Origin of the sequence: Pectobacterium aquaticum (assembly GCF_003382565.3) — a bacterium.
GTDB classification, from domain to species: domain Bacteria; phylum Pseudomonadota; class Gammaproteobacteria; order Enterobacterales; family Enterobacteriaceae; genus Pectobacterium; species Pectobacterium aquaticum.
In genome coordinates, this window is the sequence record NZ_CP086253.1 from 3,999,851 (window position 1) to 4,014,956 (window position 15,106).

General features: G+C 53.6%; 15 protein-coding genes. 2 read left to right on the top strand and 13 right to left on the bottom strand.

The genetic code is table 11. From position 1 onward, the window contains the following. Positions 1-13: 13 nt before the first annotated feature. Positions 14-1,276 carry a M20 family metallopeptidase gene (locus DMB82_RS18575; protein ID WP_228400019.1) on the top strand — a complete coding sequence of 421 codons (1,263 nt, stop codon included), beginning with the start codon at positions 14-16 and terminating at the stop codon, positions 1,274-1,276. Positions 1,277-1,350: 74 nt separating this feature from the next. Here DMB82_RS18575 and trpS read toward each other — a convergent pair whose 3' ends face one another. From trpS to pilM, 12 genes are all read right to left on the bottom strand, one after another. Further along, entirely contained in the window at positions 1,351-2,355 is a 1,005-nt protein-coding gene (trpS, locus tag DMB82_RS18580; RefSeq protein ID WP_116156445.1) for a tryptophan--tRNA ligase, read from the bottom strand. Then, positions 2,352-3,056 carry a phosphoglycolate phosphatase gene (locus DMB82_RS18585; protein ID WP_116162732.1) on the bottom strand — a complete coding sequence of 235 codons (705 nt, stop codon included), beginning with the start codon at positions 3,054-3,056 and terminating at the stop codon, positions 2,352-2,354. Before DMB82_RS18585 ends, trpS begins: the two co-directional genes overlap by 4 nt. After that, complete coding sequence (gene rpe, locus DMB82_RS18590) at positions 3,049-3,726, bottom strand: ribulose-phosphate 3-epimerase (protein WP_010297113.1); 678 nt, start codon at positions 3,724-3,726, stop codon at positions 3,049-3,051. The genes DMB82_RS18585 and rpe overlap by 8 nt, the downstream gene beginning before the upstream one ends. Before the next feature lie 112 nt (positions 3,727-3,838). Next, entirely contained in the window at positions 3,839-4,651 is an 813-nt protein-coding gene (dam, locus tag DMB82_RS18595; RefSeq protein ID WP_102116865.1) for an adenine-specific DNA-methyltransferase, read from the bottom strand. A gap of 79 nt (positions 4,652-4,730) precedes the next feature. After that, on the bottom strand, positions 4,731-5,747 hold the full coding sequence (locus tag DMB82_RS18600) for an SPOR domain-containing protein (protein WP_116162734.1): 1,017 nt from the start codon (positions 5,745-5,747) through the stop codon (positions 4,731-4,733). Positions 5,748-5,999: 252 nt separating this feature from the next. Further along, complete coding sequence (aroB, locus tag DMB82_RS18605) at positions 6,000-7,085, bottom strand: 3-dehydroquinate synthase (RefSeq protein ID WP_102116867.1); 1,086 nt, start codon at positions 7,083-7,085, stop codon at positions 6,000-6,002. Positions 7,086-7,137: 52 nt separating this feature from the next. Then, positions 7,138-7,659 (bottom strand): shikimate kinase AroK, encoded by a 522-nt coding sequence (gene aroK, locus DMB82_RS18610; protein WP_005969451.1) that lies wholly within the window; start codon positions 7,657-7,659, stop codon positions 7,138-7,140. Positions 7,660-8,010: 351 nt separating this feature from the next. Further along, a complete protein-coding gene (gene hofQ, locus DMB82_RS18615; protein ID WP_116156443.1) occupies positions 8,011-9,285 on the bottom strand; it encodes a DNA uptake porin HofQ in 1,275 nt (424 codons plus the stop codon). A 100-nt stretch (positions 9,286-9,385) separates the two neighbouring features. Beyond that, positions 9,386-9,763 (bottom strand): DNA utilization family protein, encoded by a 378-nt coding sequence (locus DMB82_RS18620; protein ID WP_102116869.1) that lies wholly within the window; start codon positions 9,761-9,763, stop codon positions 9,386-9,388. After that, complete coding sequence (locus DMB82_RS18625) at positions 9,760-10,347, bottom strand: hypothetical protein (protein WP_102116870.1); 588 nt, start codon at positions 10,345-10,347, stop codon at positions 9,760-9,762. Before DMB82_RS18625 ends, DMB82_RS18620 begins: the two co-directional genes overlap by 4 nt. Beyond that, positions 10,340-10,909: a PilN domain-containing protein gene (locus DMB82_RS18630; RefSeq protein WP_102116871.1), complete on the bottom strand. Its 570-nt coding sequence runs from the start codon at positions 10,907-10,909 to the stop codon at positions 10,340-10,342. The genes DMB82_RS18625 and DMB82_RS18630 overlap by 8 nt, the downstream gene beginning before the upstream one ends. Before the next feature lie 2 nt (positions 10,910-10,911). Continuing rightward, positions 10,912-11,763 carry a type IV pilus biogenesis protein PilM gene (gene pilM, locus DMB82_RS18635; protein ID WP_102116872.1) on the bottom strand — a complete coding sequence of 284 codons (852 nt, stop codon included), beginning with the start codon at positions 11,761-11,763 and terminating at the stop codon, positions 10,912-10,914. Positions 11,764-11,874: 111 nt separating this feature from the next. Here pilM and mrcA point away from each other — a divergent pair, with 111 nt between their 5' ends. Beyond that, a complete protein-coding gene (mrcA, locus tag DMB82_RS18640; RefSeq protein WP_102116873.1) occupies positions 11,875-14,430 on the top strand; it encodes a peptidoglycan glycosyltransferase/peptidoglycan DD-transpeptidase MrcA in 2,556 nt (851 codons plus the stop codon). Between the two features lie 80 nt (positions 14,431-14,510). Here the strand turns inward: mrcA and nudE are convergent, their stop codons facing one another. Beyond that, positions 14,511-15,068 carry an ADP compounds hydrolase NudE gene (gene nudE, locus DMB82_RS18645; RefSeq protein ID WP_102116874.1) on the bottom strand — a complete coding sequence of 186 codons (558 nt, stop codon included), beginning with the start codon at positions 15,066-15,068 and terminating at the stop codon, positions 14,511-14,513. Positions 15,069-15,106: the final 38 nt, after the last annotated feature.

The following is a 15,106-nucleotide window of genomic DNA, read 5'->3' on the forward strand; positions in this document are numbered from 1 at the left end:
TTGTGGTGAAATCATGTCCCTGATTGTACAAAAAATAGTTACGGGACACACCCTAGGTGAATTCGGCGAAGGTCTGCCGATTATCGCCATTCTGGGTGAATACGATGCGCTGCCGGGCCTGAGCCAGCAGGCGAATGTCGCTGAGCCAAAACCGCTGGAAAACGGTGGCAATGGCCACGGTTGCGGGCACAATCTACTCGGTACCGCAGCGCTACAGGCGGCAACGGCAGTGAAAGATTATCTGCAAAAGCACGCACTGGCTGGAACCGTGCGCTTTTACGGCTGCCCTGCGGAAGAAGGCGGATCGTCCAAAGGTTTTATGGTTAAGGAAGGCGTTTTTGACGACGTCGATATCGCCCTCTGCTGGCACCCAGCAACCTTCACCGGCGTCAACAGCCCGGTCTCGCTGGCCTGTAACGAACTGAATTTTCACTTCAAAGGTCGTGCAGCTCATGCCGCCAGCAGCCCACATCTGGGACGCAGCGCGCTGGATGCCGTGGAACTCATGAACGTTGGCGTGAATTACATGCGCGAGCACATGCCGTCCTCCGCCCGCATCCACTATGCGATTACCGACAGCGGCGGCCACGCCCCGAACGTCGTTCAGGCCAACGCTACCGTGCGTTACCTCGTACGGGCACGTCAATTGCCGGAACTGCACCAGTTAGTCAAACGCGTGAAGAAAATTGCCGAAGGCGCGGCGCTGATGACGGAAACCGAAGTCCGCAGCGAAGTGATTAGCGGTGATGCCAATCTGCTGGCGAACCCGCCGCTGGAAGCGCGTATGCACGAACATCTGCTGGCGCTCGGCCCGATACCGTTCGATGACGAAGACCGCAAAATGGCAGCGATGTTCCAGACCGCGCTGAGCGCCGAAGACATTGCCGAATCCTACGCGCGTTTCGGCGTTAAACCGCAGCCGGGTTTAACGCTGCATGACGGAATTTATCCTCTGTATAGCCCGAATGATGCTTTCATCGGTTCTACGGACGTGGGGACGGTCAGTTGGGTTGTGCCAACCGTGCAGATTCGCAGCGCCACTTACGCCATCGGCACACCAGCGCATTCATGGCAGTTGGTCGCACAGGGGAAAACTGGGGCCGCACACAAAGGCACGGAATACGCAGCGAAAGCAATGGCCTCACTGGCTATCGATCTGCTGGCCACGCCCGAACTGATTGCACAGGCAAAAGCCGACCACCAGAAAAGATTGCAGCAGACACCGTTTGAGAACCCGATTCCAGACGACGTATTTCCGCCTATCCCACGGGGATAAGAGGCCGATTCGCAGGGATAGATAAGCAGTAGCAGGAAACCGTCAGGAGAGAGCCTCCTGACGGTAATTAAGAGTTACGGACGGCCAACAAAACCGATAGCGTCGTAGACTTTCTTCAGCGTTTCCTGTGCGCGAGCACTCGCTTTGTCAGCCCCTTCGCGCATGATCTGTTGCAGGAAAGCCTCATCGTTACGGTAACGGTGATAACGCTCTTGCAGCTCAGACAGCATACCGGATACGGCATCCGCCACCGCGCCTTTCAGGTGACCATACATCTGGCCGTTAAATTCCTGCTCCAGCTCAGGGATGGTTTTTCCCGTCACGCCGGACAGAATATCCAACAGGTTGGATACCCCAGCTTTATTCGCAACATCATAGCGCACGACTGGCGGCTCATCGGAATCCGTCATCGCGCGTTTGATCTTCTTCGCCACCGCTTTCGGATCTTCCAGCAGCCCGATAACGTTATTGCGATTATCGTCAGACTTTGACATCTTCTTGGTCGGTTCTAGCAGCGACATCACGCGGGCGCCCGATTTCGGAATGAACGGCTCTGGTACTTTGAAAATGTCGCCATACAGACTGTTGAAACGCTGCCCGACGTCACGGCTCAGCTCCAGATGCTGTTTCTGATCTTCACCCACCGGCACCTGATTCGTTTGGTACAGCAGGATATCCGCCGCCATCAGCACGGGATAACTAAACAGGCCGGCGTTGATGTTCTCTTCGTAACGCGCGGATTTATCCTTGAACTGCGTCATGCGGCTCAGTTCGCCGAAATACGCGTAGCAGTTCAGTATCCAGCTCAGTTGGCTGTGCTCAGGCACGTGCGACTGAACAAAAATGGTGCTCTTTTTCGGATCGATGCCACAGGCCAGATACAGCGCCAGCGTATCCAGCGTCGCTTTTCTCAGCGCCTGCGGATCCTGACGTACCGTGATGGCATGCAAATCCACAATGCAATAGATGCAGTCGTAATCGTCCTGCATGTTGACCCACTGACGTAACGCCCCCATGTAGTTACCAATGGTCAATTCACCAGACGGCTGCGCACCGCTAAATACAATGGGCTTGCTCATACTAAGGGTTCCTGATTGTGTGAAGAAGAATGCCCGATCAGGGGCAAAATATCGGCAAAACGATCCAGAACGATATCCGGCTGACTCAGCTCGATCGCTTCACCATAGTTATAACCATACGTCATGCCGATACTGCGGCAGCTCGCCGCCTGTGCCGCCTGAATATCATTGCGGGAGTCGCCGACGAACAGGAGTTCGCTGGCACGCAGCCCCAGCTTACCGAGTACCAGATAGAGCGGCGCAGGATGCGGCTTTTTCACAATAACGTCATCGCCACCGATGATCAGCGAGAAATAGTCGCCAATCCCTAGGCCTGCCAAGAGCGGGGCAACGAACGGCGTGGGTTTATTGGTCACCACCGCCATCGGAACGCCCTGCTGCGCCAACTGCGCCAGCGTCTCTTTTACCTGTGGAAACAGCGTGCTGCCACTATCCACCGTCTGCGCATAATAGACATCGAACCGCTCACGGGTTTCTTGCAAGCGTGCACCTGTAGGCTCAACACCAGCCCAGCGCAGCGCCCGTTCAACCATCACATCCGCGCCGTTACCAATCCAGGTTGCGACACGCGCTTCACCCGCGGCAGGCAACGACTGCGCCACTAAGGCCTGATCGATCGCCGCCGCCAGACCCGGTGCGCTGTGAATCAGCGTCCCGTCCAAATCAAAAGCTAATCCGCGAACTGCGGTTAATTCAGTCATGTGTCGTCCTTGAAATTTCACTACGCATTTGATCAATGACGGCACGGTAATCTGGATGACCAAAAATAGCCGAGCCCGCCACAAACATATCGGCGCCCGCTTCAGCAATCGCGCCGATATTTTCTACTTTTACGCCGCCATCAACTTCCAGTCGAATGTCGTAACCGCTGTCGTCGATCAAGCGACGAACCTGACGCAGTTTATCCAGCGTGCTGGGAATAAAGGACTGGCCGCCAAATCCAGGGTTAACCGACATCAGCAGAATGATGTCCAGCTTATCCATGACGTAATCGAGATAACTTAGCGGCGTCGCTGGATTAAACACCAAACCAGCTTTGCAGCCGTGATCTTTAATCAGCTGCAATGAACGATCGAGATGATCCGTGGCTTCGGGATGAAAGGTAATGAAACTGGCACCCGCGTTGGCGAAATCCGGGATGATACGATCAACCGGTTTCACCATCAGGTGAACGTCAATCGGCGCGGTAATGCCGTAATCGCGCAGGGATTTCAGGACCAGCGGGCCAATCGTCAAATTTGGCACATAGTGGTTATCCATGACATCAAAATGGACCACATCCGCCCCAGCAGCCAATACGTTAGCGGTATCTTCACCAAGACGGGCAAAATCAGCCGACAAAATGGACGGCGCGATTAAAAACGGTTTCATTCATTTCTCCAAACGATAAAGTCTGAATGCCTGCGGGTAACCTCTTCCCGGCTAATAACGCCTCTCAGACGGCATTAGCCGATTCACCGCGCTCTGTTTACCCCAAACGGTATTACCGATATAGGGCTAATAACTCGTTTACTTTACTACGCCCTAAAATATTACGGCTAATCGTTCTGCGCGCTTTAACAACATAGAGCACCGCTTCCTGATACCACTCACGGGTCAGCAAGGTGTCATGATTGGAAATCAGCACCGGAATCTGGCTTTCTGCTGACAAACGACGTGCCAATTGCGCCAAACTTTGCTGGTCAGCACGGCTGAAATTATTGGTGTGATAGGCCGTAAAATTCGCGGTCGCAGACAGCGGCGCATAAGGCGGGTCGCAATAAATAACCGATCCCTTCTCTGCTTTTTCCAGCGTGTCCTGATAATGTTCACAAACGAAAGTGGCATTTTGCGCTTTGAAGGCGAACCAGCGAATTTCTTCTTCAGGAAAATAGGGCTTCTTGTAGCGCCCGAAAGGAACATTGAATTCACCGCGCATGTTGTAACGGCACAAGCCGTTATAGCAGTGGCGATTCAAATAGAGAAACAGCAGAGCGCGCCGATAGGCATCGCTGCAAAGGTTAAATTCTTCACGCAGCAGATAAAACGTCTCTGACGTGTTGACCTCATCCGTAAAAAGTTTACGGGCATCGGTAACAAACTCATCTGCGTTCGATTTAACGATATTGTAGAGATTAATCAGGTCGCTATTAATATCAGCCAGTATGTAGCGATCGTATTCCGTATTCAGAAATACGGAACCCGCACCAACAAAGGGCTCAATAAGACACTCTCCTGCGGGTAAATAGCGACGAATTTCTTCTACCAGCGGGTATTTACCACCAGCCCATTTTAAAAAAGCGCGGTTCTTCTTCATGCCGTCGTTAGTTACTCATACGTTTCAGAGCCGCGGATTGTACTCTGTGTCAGACAGCACATCAGGGCTAAAATTGGTGTTACTTATTCAAGTCCTGCTTCACCTGGCGGATCGGCTTAACCCATGGTTTTTTCGCTTGTACCTCTGCGGGCAACGCGGCAATCGCCTGTTTCGCTTCCGCAGAAGAAGCATAGACTCCGGTCACTAACACATACCAGGATTTTCCGTCTCGTTTCGTTTCATACACCCACGAATGGGCGAGATTATTTTGTTTTGCGTAGGTTTTCAGCGTATCCGCGCGTGAAGCGCTGCTCAATTGCAACGTAAAACTGCTGGCAGGCGCATTCTGTACGGAGGCGTTCTGCCCGGCCACCGCAGGAGCCGCTTTTGCGGTAGCCGCAGGTTTACTTGCTACTGGCGCTTTTGGCGCGCTGTTCGCAACAGGCTTAGCGTTGCTAGCGTGCGCAGTCGTCGTATTGTGCGTATTCTTAGCGGATGTCGCCGCAGGCGTTTTCCCCGTTGGAGCAACCGTCGCAGGCGCCGTTGGCAGCGTCGAGTTTCCTGCCGCACCCTGAGAGAATTCGCTAACACGCCCTTGCTGTTGCGACAGCGCATCGGTGATATTGCCCGGCAGCTCAATACGCTGCTGGCCTGCCACCGGCGGTTGAATCTGTGCATCCGTCGGCGTACCGGAAATCGGTGGAGCACTTAATGTCTGAGGCGACGTCGGCGTTTGAGAAGACACCTGCCCTGGCATTTGACCATGACTGGCCTCGCCGGAAACGGCCGCAGGGCTTTCACTCGGTGAGGAAGGCTGCGCGCTCTGGGGCATTGCGGACGAGGAAGAGAGATCGATATTGCGCTCGCCACCCGCTTGATTCTGCGTCTGTGATGTCTGTGGCTGAGAAGGTGCCTGCAAAGCCGATCCAATACCCACGATCAGCAACACCAGCACCACGATCCCGATGCCAATCATCAGGTGCTGTCTGGAAAGCGCGATCTTAGGTACTGCGAAGTTGCTGCTTTTCTGCTGACGAGTAGGTCGACGGTCACTGGTATCAGGCTTCAGCTCATCTTCCGGCTTGAACTCATCCATTTAACATCTCCCCCACTAAAAAGCTTGAATCCGCCACGCAGTCGCCAAGGCGAATCATTGAATCGTAACGCATTGTATTTTATTAACCATAACCCATCAGGGCGTGTCTGTCGTTAATACTTATCTTTCATAACGGATAGTCTTTCATAACGGATTGTCTTTCATAACGGATTGTCTTTCAGAACGGAGCGTCTTTCAGAACGGAGCGTCTTTCAGAACGGAGCGTCTTTCATCACCCGATAGCATTACGCATCAGGCAAGACAATCAGCTATCGAAGCCAACACCATGTCATGCGCGACGCCACCACGGACTTCTGATTGACCAATCGCCGTTGGCAGCACCAAGCGTAACTCACCCGCCAGTACTTTCTTGTCGCGCATCATATGAGGAAGATAGGATTCAGGTGTCATTTGCGTCGGGCCGTTTACCGGCAGCCCAGCGCGGATCAGCAAAGACTTGACTCGCTCGACATCCTCAGCGGAGAACTGCCCGAGACGACGTGCCGTATGCGCAGCCATCACCATGCCTGCCGCAACCGCTTCGCCGTGAAGCCAGTTACCGTAGCCCATTTCTGCTTCAATGGCATGCCCGTAAGTATGACCCAAGTTGAGCAACGCACGCATACCGCTTTCACGTTCATCTGCTGCAACCACCGCCGCTTTAATCTCGCAGCAGCGACGAATGCAGTAAGCCAGTGCGTCATGCTGTAGCGCACGCACGGCTTCAATGTTTTCTTCGAGCCAAAGAAAGAAATCGCGATCCAGAATAATGCCGTACTTGATGACTTCCGCCAGCCCGGATGACAACTCCCGTGCGGGTAAAGATTTCAGGCAGTCCAGATCGATCACAACCGATACGGGTTGGTAGAACGCCCCGATCATGTTTTTACCCAATGGGTGATTGACGGCGGTTTTACCACCGACGGAAGAATCTACCTGCGATAACAGCGTTGTCGGCACCTGGATAAACCGGACGCCACGCTGATAACTGGCCGCGGCAAAACCGGCTAAATCGCCGATAACACCGCCACCCAAGGCAACAATCGTCGTATCACGACCATGCGGTTTCGCCAACAGCGCGGTAAAAACCTGATCCAATACGGTCAACGATTTGTACTGCTCGCCGTCAGGTAAAATCACCTGATCGACATGCACGCCACTGTTTTCCAACATACCACGAACGCGGTCAAGGTACAGAGGAGCCAACGTCTGGTTCGTCACCAGCATGGCCTGCTCCCCCGCTTTCAACGGCATAAAAGAAGCCGAATCATCAAATAATCCAGCGGCTATCGTAATGGGATAACTACGTTCCCCTAGTGTTACGGTAATTCTTTCCATGCGCGTTAAACAACCCGTTCAGGATCCGCTCAATACGGATTAAAGTATGCTCTTAGTTACTTTCCAGCATATTGATAATCTGGTTAGCAACGACCTTGGCACTTTGCTCGTCAGTCCGAATGGTCACATCAGCGATTTCTTCATAAAGCGGGTTCCGCTCTTTCGCCAACGCTTCCAATACCTCACGTGGAGGGGTTTCAACCTGAAGTAACGGACGCTTCTTATCACGCTGCGTGCGGGCCAGTTGTTTCTCGATTGTCGTTTCCAAATAAACGACAACGCCGCGCGCGGAAAGACGATTGCGCGTCTCACGTGATTTGACTGAGCCACCGCCTGTCGCCAGTACGATGCCTTGCTTTTCCGTCAATTCATTAATGACTTTCTCTTCACGATCGCGGAAGCCTTCTTCGCCTTCCACATCGAATACCCAGCCCACATCAGCCCCAGTGCGTCGCTCAATTTCTTGATCGGAGTCGAAAAACTCCATATTGAGTTGTTGAGCTAACTGACGGCCAATAGTGCTTTTGCCGGCACCCATAGGCCCAACCAGAAAGATATTGCGTTTCTCTGCCATGTTTTTTGGTATTACTAAGACAATTCGTTAATGATAACCCGCCCCGCCAATTAACCCAGCGGCGGGACCTAAACTGAAACCTCATGAGCGATAGTGCGAGAATCAGACAAAAAATTATCTCAAGACTCAGGGTAGTTTGGCAACCGAATAAAATGTCACACCGACCACAGGTGGCCAATGTAGTATGTTTTATCGACATTTTCGGTGGAACAACACTTCAGTGCTCAATTCGCTAACCCTTGTAAGCTAAATCCGCCGCAGCGTCAAACTCATAAGCGACGAACGTGACAAAATATTGCGCCCAATCCGAAAAAAAAACACCGTATAACATCAGAGCCTGCCTGGGTTTACTCATGATGACACGGGTATCAGCGTCGGCGTAATGAAAATGACCAATTCTCGTCGCGTATGCTGCTGAGTATGGTTTCTGAACAGATGACCAAATACGGGAACCTCACCTAATATTGGCACCTGTCTGTCACTGTTCTTTTTTTGCTGCTGGAAAATGCCGCCTAAAACGATGGTTTCACCATCAGCGACTGTCACCTGGGTTTGGATTTCCTGTTTATCGATCGCTAACGCTTCGCCATTATCGCCCTGCTTAATCGTCTGCCCCGGCATGTTTTGGCTGATTTTCAGGTTCAGCGTAATCCGCCCAGCACGCAGAATGTCCGGCGTCACTTCCATCCCTAATACCGCTTCTTTGAACTCGATAGACGTCGATCCGCTGGCACCGCTGGAAACCTGATACGGAATTTCCGTGCCTTGTTTAATACTGGCGGTCTGCTGGTGCGCAGTAAACAAGCGAGGGCTGGCGATAATCTCGACCTGACTTTCCTGTTCCAGCGCCATTAACTCCAGATCCAGCAGGCGGCCATTCAGTCGCGCCAAATGGAACCCGGCATTGATCGCTGGCGTATCCACTGGCAGGCCAACGTTAAAATGATTCAGCCTGAGCGCCTTGTTCGCCACGTCCCCTTCTCCCAGTCCCCAGTTTACGCCCAACGCTTGCAGGTGCTCGCTGCTGATAGTGACGATATGCGCCGCCAGCTGTACCTGTGCTAAGGGTAGATCAAGCTCCTTCACCCACGGTTCGAGCTGTGCCAGAGCCTCTTCCGTATCGCGAATCAATAAGGTATTCGTTCGTTTATCCACGGTTACGCTGCCACGCGTAGACAGCAGCGTCCCACGCTGAGCCTGAACGCTGGCCGCCACGTCCGTTGAATCAGCATACTGCAATGCAACAGAGATATTATGCAGCGGCAATTTCTGCGCCTGTTCCGCTGTGTGTTCGTCCCGTTCTTTCTGCAAGGACTCAAGGTGCCCGGCAGGGAAAACCATCAGTACGTTGCCGTTACGCTCGACGCTAAGTTTCCCCATGCGTAACACAATATCCAGTGCCTGCTGCCAGGGAATATCTGCCAGCCTCAGGCTAAGGTTCCCCGTCACCCCCGGCGCGATCACCACATTGAGTTGCTGGTGATCCGCTAACGCCTGTAGCACTCGCGATATCGGTGAGTCTTCAAACGCCATCGATACCGAACTTTCCGCACTGGCCTGAAACGGCGCGGCGAGAAGAAGTAACCCGCTCCACGCCACCAATCGACATAACTTATTCATATTCATAACTTTCCTTGTTATCGAGACATGCTGTTATCAACATTGTTTTCAACGACCGGTTGTCCAAAAATTACGTTCAAAATACGTGTCGCCAGACAAATCTCACCTATTCCGCAGGCTTAGTGATAAACGGAGAAACCAGCAGCAGGCTATCTGGCAGGCCATCACAACCTGCCTCACGCGCTGTCGGGACAAGTTTGGCCCCTGATTTATCCAATTGGCTGACGAGCCAGTACCCCGGAGGAACCGTTTCACCACTTGTCAGCTTGATCCAACCAACCTCCGGCTGTGCTAGCCAACCAATCCAGCGATCGCCAGAGCCAATCACGCCTTTTAGCTGCCACGGTGGCAATGTCGCGGACGGCAGACAGCGCGCAGCAGCCAGAGGCTGAAAAGGGTCGATGCGTTCTGCGAGCGTTTCTGCCTGCACACTATGGGGTACGAAGAGCAGCATCAATGCGATACAACGTGTTATATGGCTCATGGCATTCCCTCCGGTCTGACTAGCGATAGCTCAACCTGTAACCGCGGTATTTCTGACGGCGATTCCGTTGGCACGGCATCAGGCTTTATGGTCAGTTGCGTTATCCGCAGCACATAAGGTAGCGCCGCTAACTCACGCAGCACCTGCAACACGCCCGTGTAGTTCGCGCTAAATACCAGTTGCCAACGTTCCTGATGGAGCTCTCCCACATGGGGCAGCGCGGGCTGCCACGATAGAAGCGAAGCCCCTGCCTGCGACAGAGGCTCGACGATAAGCTGTGCCAGCCTGTCAGGCTGAAAGGGAGCGTTTTGCACGGTTTTCTCCGCTAATTGCTCGCGTAGCACCGACAGTAACGGCATCGCATCGAGCTTTTGTTGGACGTCCTGTCTATCCAGACGCGCCTGAACGGTTTGCTTTTCTATGCCAATCACGGCCCTACGAACTTCACCGATGAGGAACCAACCAGATAGCAGCCCGGCAGCGGCGACAAACGCCAGTTGAAGCACCAACTGCTGCCAGAGCGGTTTATTCACTAGCCCAGGCTGATTCAGCACGACGTCAGTCAAAACCGATGGATTAATCATGGTCTTCCCCCGGTAAGGAAGCGCCTGTATCGCGCCAGTTGGCCTGAAAGGAAAAGCGCAGTTGGGTATTCACACCACGCTCTCGGGACGTCTGCAGCAGTTGTACGCGTTCGACGGAAACATGGCGTAATAATGCATTCTGTAACGTAATGATATCGTGATAATTTTCACTTACACCAGAAAGCAGCAGATACGAGCTACGGTCGGCGATTTCCGTCAGCCACAGACGCGCGGGCATCATGCCTGCAAGCTGGGCTAACAGATGGAGATTACGATGATTGTCATACTGGACTATCGCCTCGGCGCGTTCCTGTTCCAGATAGCGACGCAGCGCTTCCCGCGCCTGATGCGTTTGCTGATACCGCGCCGTCAGTTGCTGCTGTTGGGCCAGCACCGCATTGAGTTCATCCTGCGCGCGTTGCTGTTTGTGCTGCCAAAACAGATAGCTCGCGGCGATAAGGCATAGCATCACCCCCGTCTGTAGCCACAGCAACCCTAACCAACGACGTGCACGTTGGCGCATCTGGGTTTTACGCCAAGGTAAAAGATTAATCAGCAGCATAATCAGGCATCCTCAGGACGCAATGCCAACCCACCTGCAATCGCAAAAGCCGAGGGGAAACTCGGCAGCGGCGGCTGCATGTGATGAAACACCGTTAACGGCGACCACGGCTGTAATACGTCGGTCTGCTGGCGGGGTAAATCGGGCGAGATGCTAGAGTAATAGGCTATGTCATCGACATCATGCTGATAGCGAGTGCTTACAATCGATAAGATATCCGTCTCGTCATTCAGCTCATCAAGGTGTATCACGCCTGAGTGAAAAACGTGGTTCACCGGGGAAACCCACAGCCAGCCATCCAACAAGCGATGCACCAGCAGACGGTTAGCGTCAAGCTCAGCTCGCTGCGCCATCGCTCGAAGCGCACAGGTTGAGATCTCAAGCACATCGGGGTGCAGCCCTGCGTTATTCAGACATGCCAGCCATTTATCGATCTCCTGTCGACGTGCGGCGGTCACTAGCAGCGAACCCTGCCTCTGCGGGTCTTCCCGATAGTCGATCGCCAGCGATTCGCTACCGATCGGCAGCTTACGTGCCGCTAGGGTTTCGATGTAGAGGCTACGCTCCGGTTCCTGTAAACGCCGGTCAGGCATCGGTAAATGCTGCTGTAAAATCAGCTGAGCAGGAAACCCCACCCGTAGCGAAATGTATCCGGGCAGTAAACGACGCCATGTTCGCAAGGCCTCACAAAGCGCCTCAGTATGGTGTAGACTACCCGTGCGTAAGGTGTCGTCGGGTAGCGGATATTGCCACCAGTGACGAAGCTGCCAGCCATGGCGGCGGCGTTGAACCGCCAGTGCGCGCATGAAGCCGTTTTGTATATCTACTCCAACCTGCCAGATGTGATAAGCCATGTTCAACCCGATTTCCTTATCCAATAAACGTATCCACAGTGCTGGCTTACCTTTATACTAGCGCCCGATTGTTTATAAACTGTCCAAACGCTACTGAATGGAAAATCCCAGGTGAAGTTCGTAAAGTATCTATTCATCCTTGCAGTCTCTTGCATTCTGCTGGGAGCTGCCTCGATATACGGTTTGTACCGTTATATCGAACCCCAACTGCCCGATGTCGCCACGCTGAAAGACGTGCGACTGCAAACGCCTATGCAGGTCTACAGCGCCGATGGCGAACTGATCGCTCAGTTTGGTGAAAAGCGCCGTATCCCGCTAAAGCTGGACCAGATTCCCCCTGAATTGGTACACGCTTTTATCGCGACCGAAGATAGCCGCTTCTATGATCACCACGGTGTCGATCCCGTCGGGATCATCCGTGCTGCATCCATCGCGCTCACATCAGGTCACGCCTCTCAAGGGGCAAGTACCATTACGCAACAGCTCGCCAGGAACTTCTTCCTGAGCCCAGAGCGCACCTTGATTCGTAAGATCAAGGAAGTGTTTCTGGCTATCCGTATTGAGCAGTTGCTGACCAAGGATGAAATCCTTGAGCTCTATCTGAACAAGATTTACCTCGGCTATCGCGCCTATGGCGTTGGTGCGTCGGCACAGGTGTACTTTGGCCGACCTGTTGACCAGTTGACGCTAAGCGAAATGGCGATGATCGCCGGTCTGCCGAAGGCGCCATCGACGTTCAACCCGCTCTATTCCTACGACCGTGCCGTTGCCCGTCGCAACGTCGTCCTTGCGCGTATGAAGGATGAAAACTACATCACACAGTCACAATACGATGCGGCACGTAACGAAAAACTGGTCGCGAATTACCACGCGCCGGATATTTCGTTCTCCGCACCGTATGTCGCAGAAATGGCACGACAGGAGATGGTCAAACGCTACGGCGAAGATGCTTATAACGACGGTTATAAGGTCTACACGACGGTCACCAAAAAATTGCAAACCGCCGCACAGGATGCGCTGCGTAATAACATCCTCGCCTATGACATGCGCCACGGTTACCGCGGCCCGAGCAAAGTGCTATGGAAAGTCGGTGAAGGCGTTTGGGATCAGGCGAAGATGATTGCCGCCCTGAAAGCGTTGCCAGTCTACGGTCCGCTCTCTCCGGCCATCGTCACCAGCACCACGGCGGACAACGCGATTGCGATCCTCTCTGACGGCAGCAATATTGCCCTGCCGATGGCGGGCATGCGCTGGGCACGTGCATACCGTTCCGATACGCAGCAAGGGCCGACACCGAAGCGCGTCACAGACGTGGTACAGGCAGGCCAGCAGGTCTGGGTACGTAAAGTGAACGATGATTGGTGGCTGGCACAGGTGCCGGACGTCAACTCTGCGATTGTCTCACTTAACCCGAAAAACGGTGCGATAGAAGCACTGGTTGGCGGTTTTGACTTTAACCAAAGCAATTTCAACCGTGCGACGCAGGCACTGCGCCAGATTGGTTCCAACATCAAACCGTTCCTGTACACCGCTGCGATGGACAAAGGTTTAACGCTGGCAACGATTCTGAACGACGTCCCGATCACGCGTTGGGATGCAGGTGCAGGATCTGACTGGCGGCCGAAAAACTCCCCAGCAACCTATGATGGCCCGATCCGTTTGCGTCAGGGGCTGGGTCAATCCAAAAACGTGGTGATGGTGCGTGCCATGCGCGCAATGGGCGTGGACTATGCAGCGGATTACCTGCAACGCTTCGGTTTCCCAGCGCAGAATATCGTCCATACTGAATCGCTGGCGCTGGGTGCCGCCTCGTTTACACCGCTACAGGTCGTACGTGGCTATGCCGTCATGGCAAACGGCGGCTATCTGGTCGATCCCTATCTGATCAGTAAGATAGAGAGCGAGGCAGGCGGCACGGTATTTACCGCTACACCGAAAGTAGTCTGTGATACCTGTAATCTCCCGCTGGTCTACGGTGAAACACCGCGTTCTCCAGTGTTAGCGACTACTAACGTTGAAGATGTTGCCACGTCAAACGAAGCACCACCGTTAGGCTTGCCGCAGCCCGAGCTGGAGCCCGTCACACCAAAGGCTGCACAGCAAAACGCCGCACAACCTTACGCACCACACGTGATCAACACGCCGCTGGCATTCCTGATTAAAGACGCGCTGAACAGCAACGTCTTTGGCGAACCGGGCTGGATGGGGACGGGTTGGCGCGCAGGTCGTGAGTTGAAACGTCGTGATATCGGCGGTAAAACCGGCACAACGAACAGTTCCAAAGACGCTTGGTTCTCCGGTTATGGCCCGAATCTGGTGACGTCGGTCTGGATTGGCTTCGACGATCACCGCCGCGATCTGGGTGCCAGCAGCGCATCTGGCGTCATCAAAGATCAGATCTCCGGCTATGAAGGCGGTGCGAAATCAGCGCAGCCTGCGTGGGATGATTTCATGAAAGCCGCGCTGGATGGCGTACCGGAGCAACCGCTGACGCCGCCAGCAGGCATCGTCAGTGTCGTCATCGACCGCAGCAGCGGCAAGCTGTCTAACGGTGGCGGGAACAGCCGTTCCGAATACTTTATTGATGGAACGCAGCCGAAAGAATACGAAGTGCATGAAGTCGGCACTACGTTGATGGATAACGGACAAAGCGAAGAATTATTCTAGCCAGCGTTCGATAGCGTTACACTTACAAAGAAGGCACCAGAAACGGTGCCTTCTTTATTTGGCTATGATGAATCAGGAAATTAGCGAGGTGTGCGACGCAGCCAGTCGTGGGCCAGAAACAGCGCGCTGACATTACGCGCTTCGCGGAAATCAGGCTCTTGCAGCAGCGACATCATGTCATCTATCGGCCAGCGGACTTGCGGCATCGGCTCCGGTTCATCGCCTTCCAGGCTCTGCGGATACAATCCGCGTGCTACCACGATATTCATCTGGCTGGAAAAATAGGAGGGCGCCATCGTTAACGTAGCCAGCAATTCCAGCTTTTCCGCCCCAAAACCGACTTCTTCCATCAGTTCTCGGTTAGCGGCTTCAAAGACCGTTTCGCCGGGATCGATCAGCCCTTTGGGAAAACCCAGTTCGTATTCCTCAATGCCGACGGCGTATTCACGGATCAACAACAGTTCATCATCGATGATCGGAACGACCATCACCGCCTGTCGGCCGCTTGAACGCATCCGCTCATAAACCCGGCGAACCCCGTTGCTAAATTCAAGATCAACGGATTCCACAGTGAACAAGCGCGAACGCGCTACCGTTTCTACCTTGAGGATTTTAGGTTTTTTCAGGTGATGACTCATTGATGCCCCCAGAGAGTTACGACCAGAACGGCACCTTA

What these genes read in the sequence shown, in the direction of transcription:
- hofQ (WP_116156443.1), bottom strand. Translation starts at nt 9,285, where the DNA reads ATGAATATGAATAAGTTATGTCGATTGGTGGCGTGGAGCGGGTTACTT.
- aroK (WP_005969451.1), bottom strand. Translation starts at nt 7,659, where the DNA reads ATGGCAGAGAAACGCAATATCTTTCTGGTTGGGCCTATGGGTGCCGGC.
- pilM (WP_102116872.1), bottom strand. Translation starts at nt 11,763, where the DNA reads ATGGCTTATCACATCTGGCAGGTTGGAGTAGATATACAAAACGGCTTC.
- DMB82_RS18575 (WP_228400019.1), top strand. Translation starts at nt 14, where the DNA reads ATGTCCCTGATTGTACAAAAAATAGTTACGGGACACACCCTAGGTGAA.
- DMB82_RS18625 (WP_102116870.1), bottom strand. Translation starts at nt 10,347, where the DNA reads ATGATTAATCCATCGGTTTTGACTGACGTCGTGCTGAATCAGCCTGGG.
- DMB82_RS18585 (WP_116162732.1), bottom strand. Translation starts at nt 3,056, where the DNA reads ATGACTGAATTAACCGCAGTTCGCGGATTAGCTTTTGATTTGGACGGG.
- DMB82_RS18620 (WP_102116869.1), bottom strand. Translation starts at nt 9,763, where the DNA reads ATGAGCCATATAACACGTTGTATCGCATTGATGCTGCTCTTCGTACCC.
- rpe (WP_010297113.1), bottom strand. Translation starts at nt 3,726, where the DNA reads ATGAAACCGTTTTTAATCGCGCCGTCCATTTTGTCGGCTGATTTTGCC.
- DMB82_RS18630 (WP_102116871.1), bottom strand. Translation starts at nt 10,909, where the DNA reads ATGCTGCTGATTAATCTTTTACCTTGGCGTAAAACCCAGATGCGCCAA.
- dam (WP_102116865.1), bottom strand. Translation starts at nt 4,651, where the DNA reads ATGAAGAAGAACCGCGCTTTTTTAAAATGGGCTGGTGGTAAATACCCG.
- nudE (WP_102116874.1), bottom strand. Translation starts at nt 15,068, where the DNA reads ATGAGTCATCACCTGAAAAAACCTAAAATCCTCAAGGTAGAAACGGTA.
- DMB82_RS18600 (WP_116162734.1), bottom strand. Translation starts at nt 5,747, where the DNA reads ATGGATGAGTTCAAGCCGGAAGATGAGCTGAAGCCTGATACCAGTGAC.
- aroB (WP_102116867.1), bottom strand. Translation starts at nt 7,085, where the DNA reads ATGGAAAGAATTACCGTAACACTAGGGGAACGTAGTTATCCCATTACG.
- trpS (WP_116156445.1), bottom strand. Translation starts at nt 2,355, where the DNA reads ATGAGCAAGCCCATTGTATTTAGCGGTGCGCAGCCGTCTGGTGAATTG.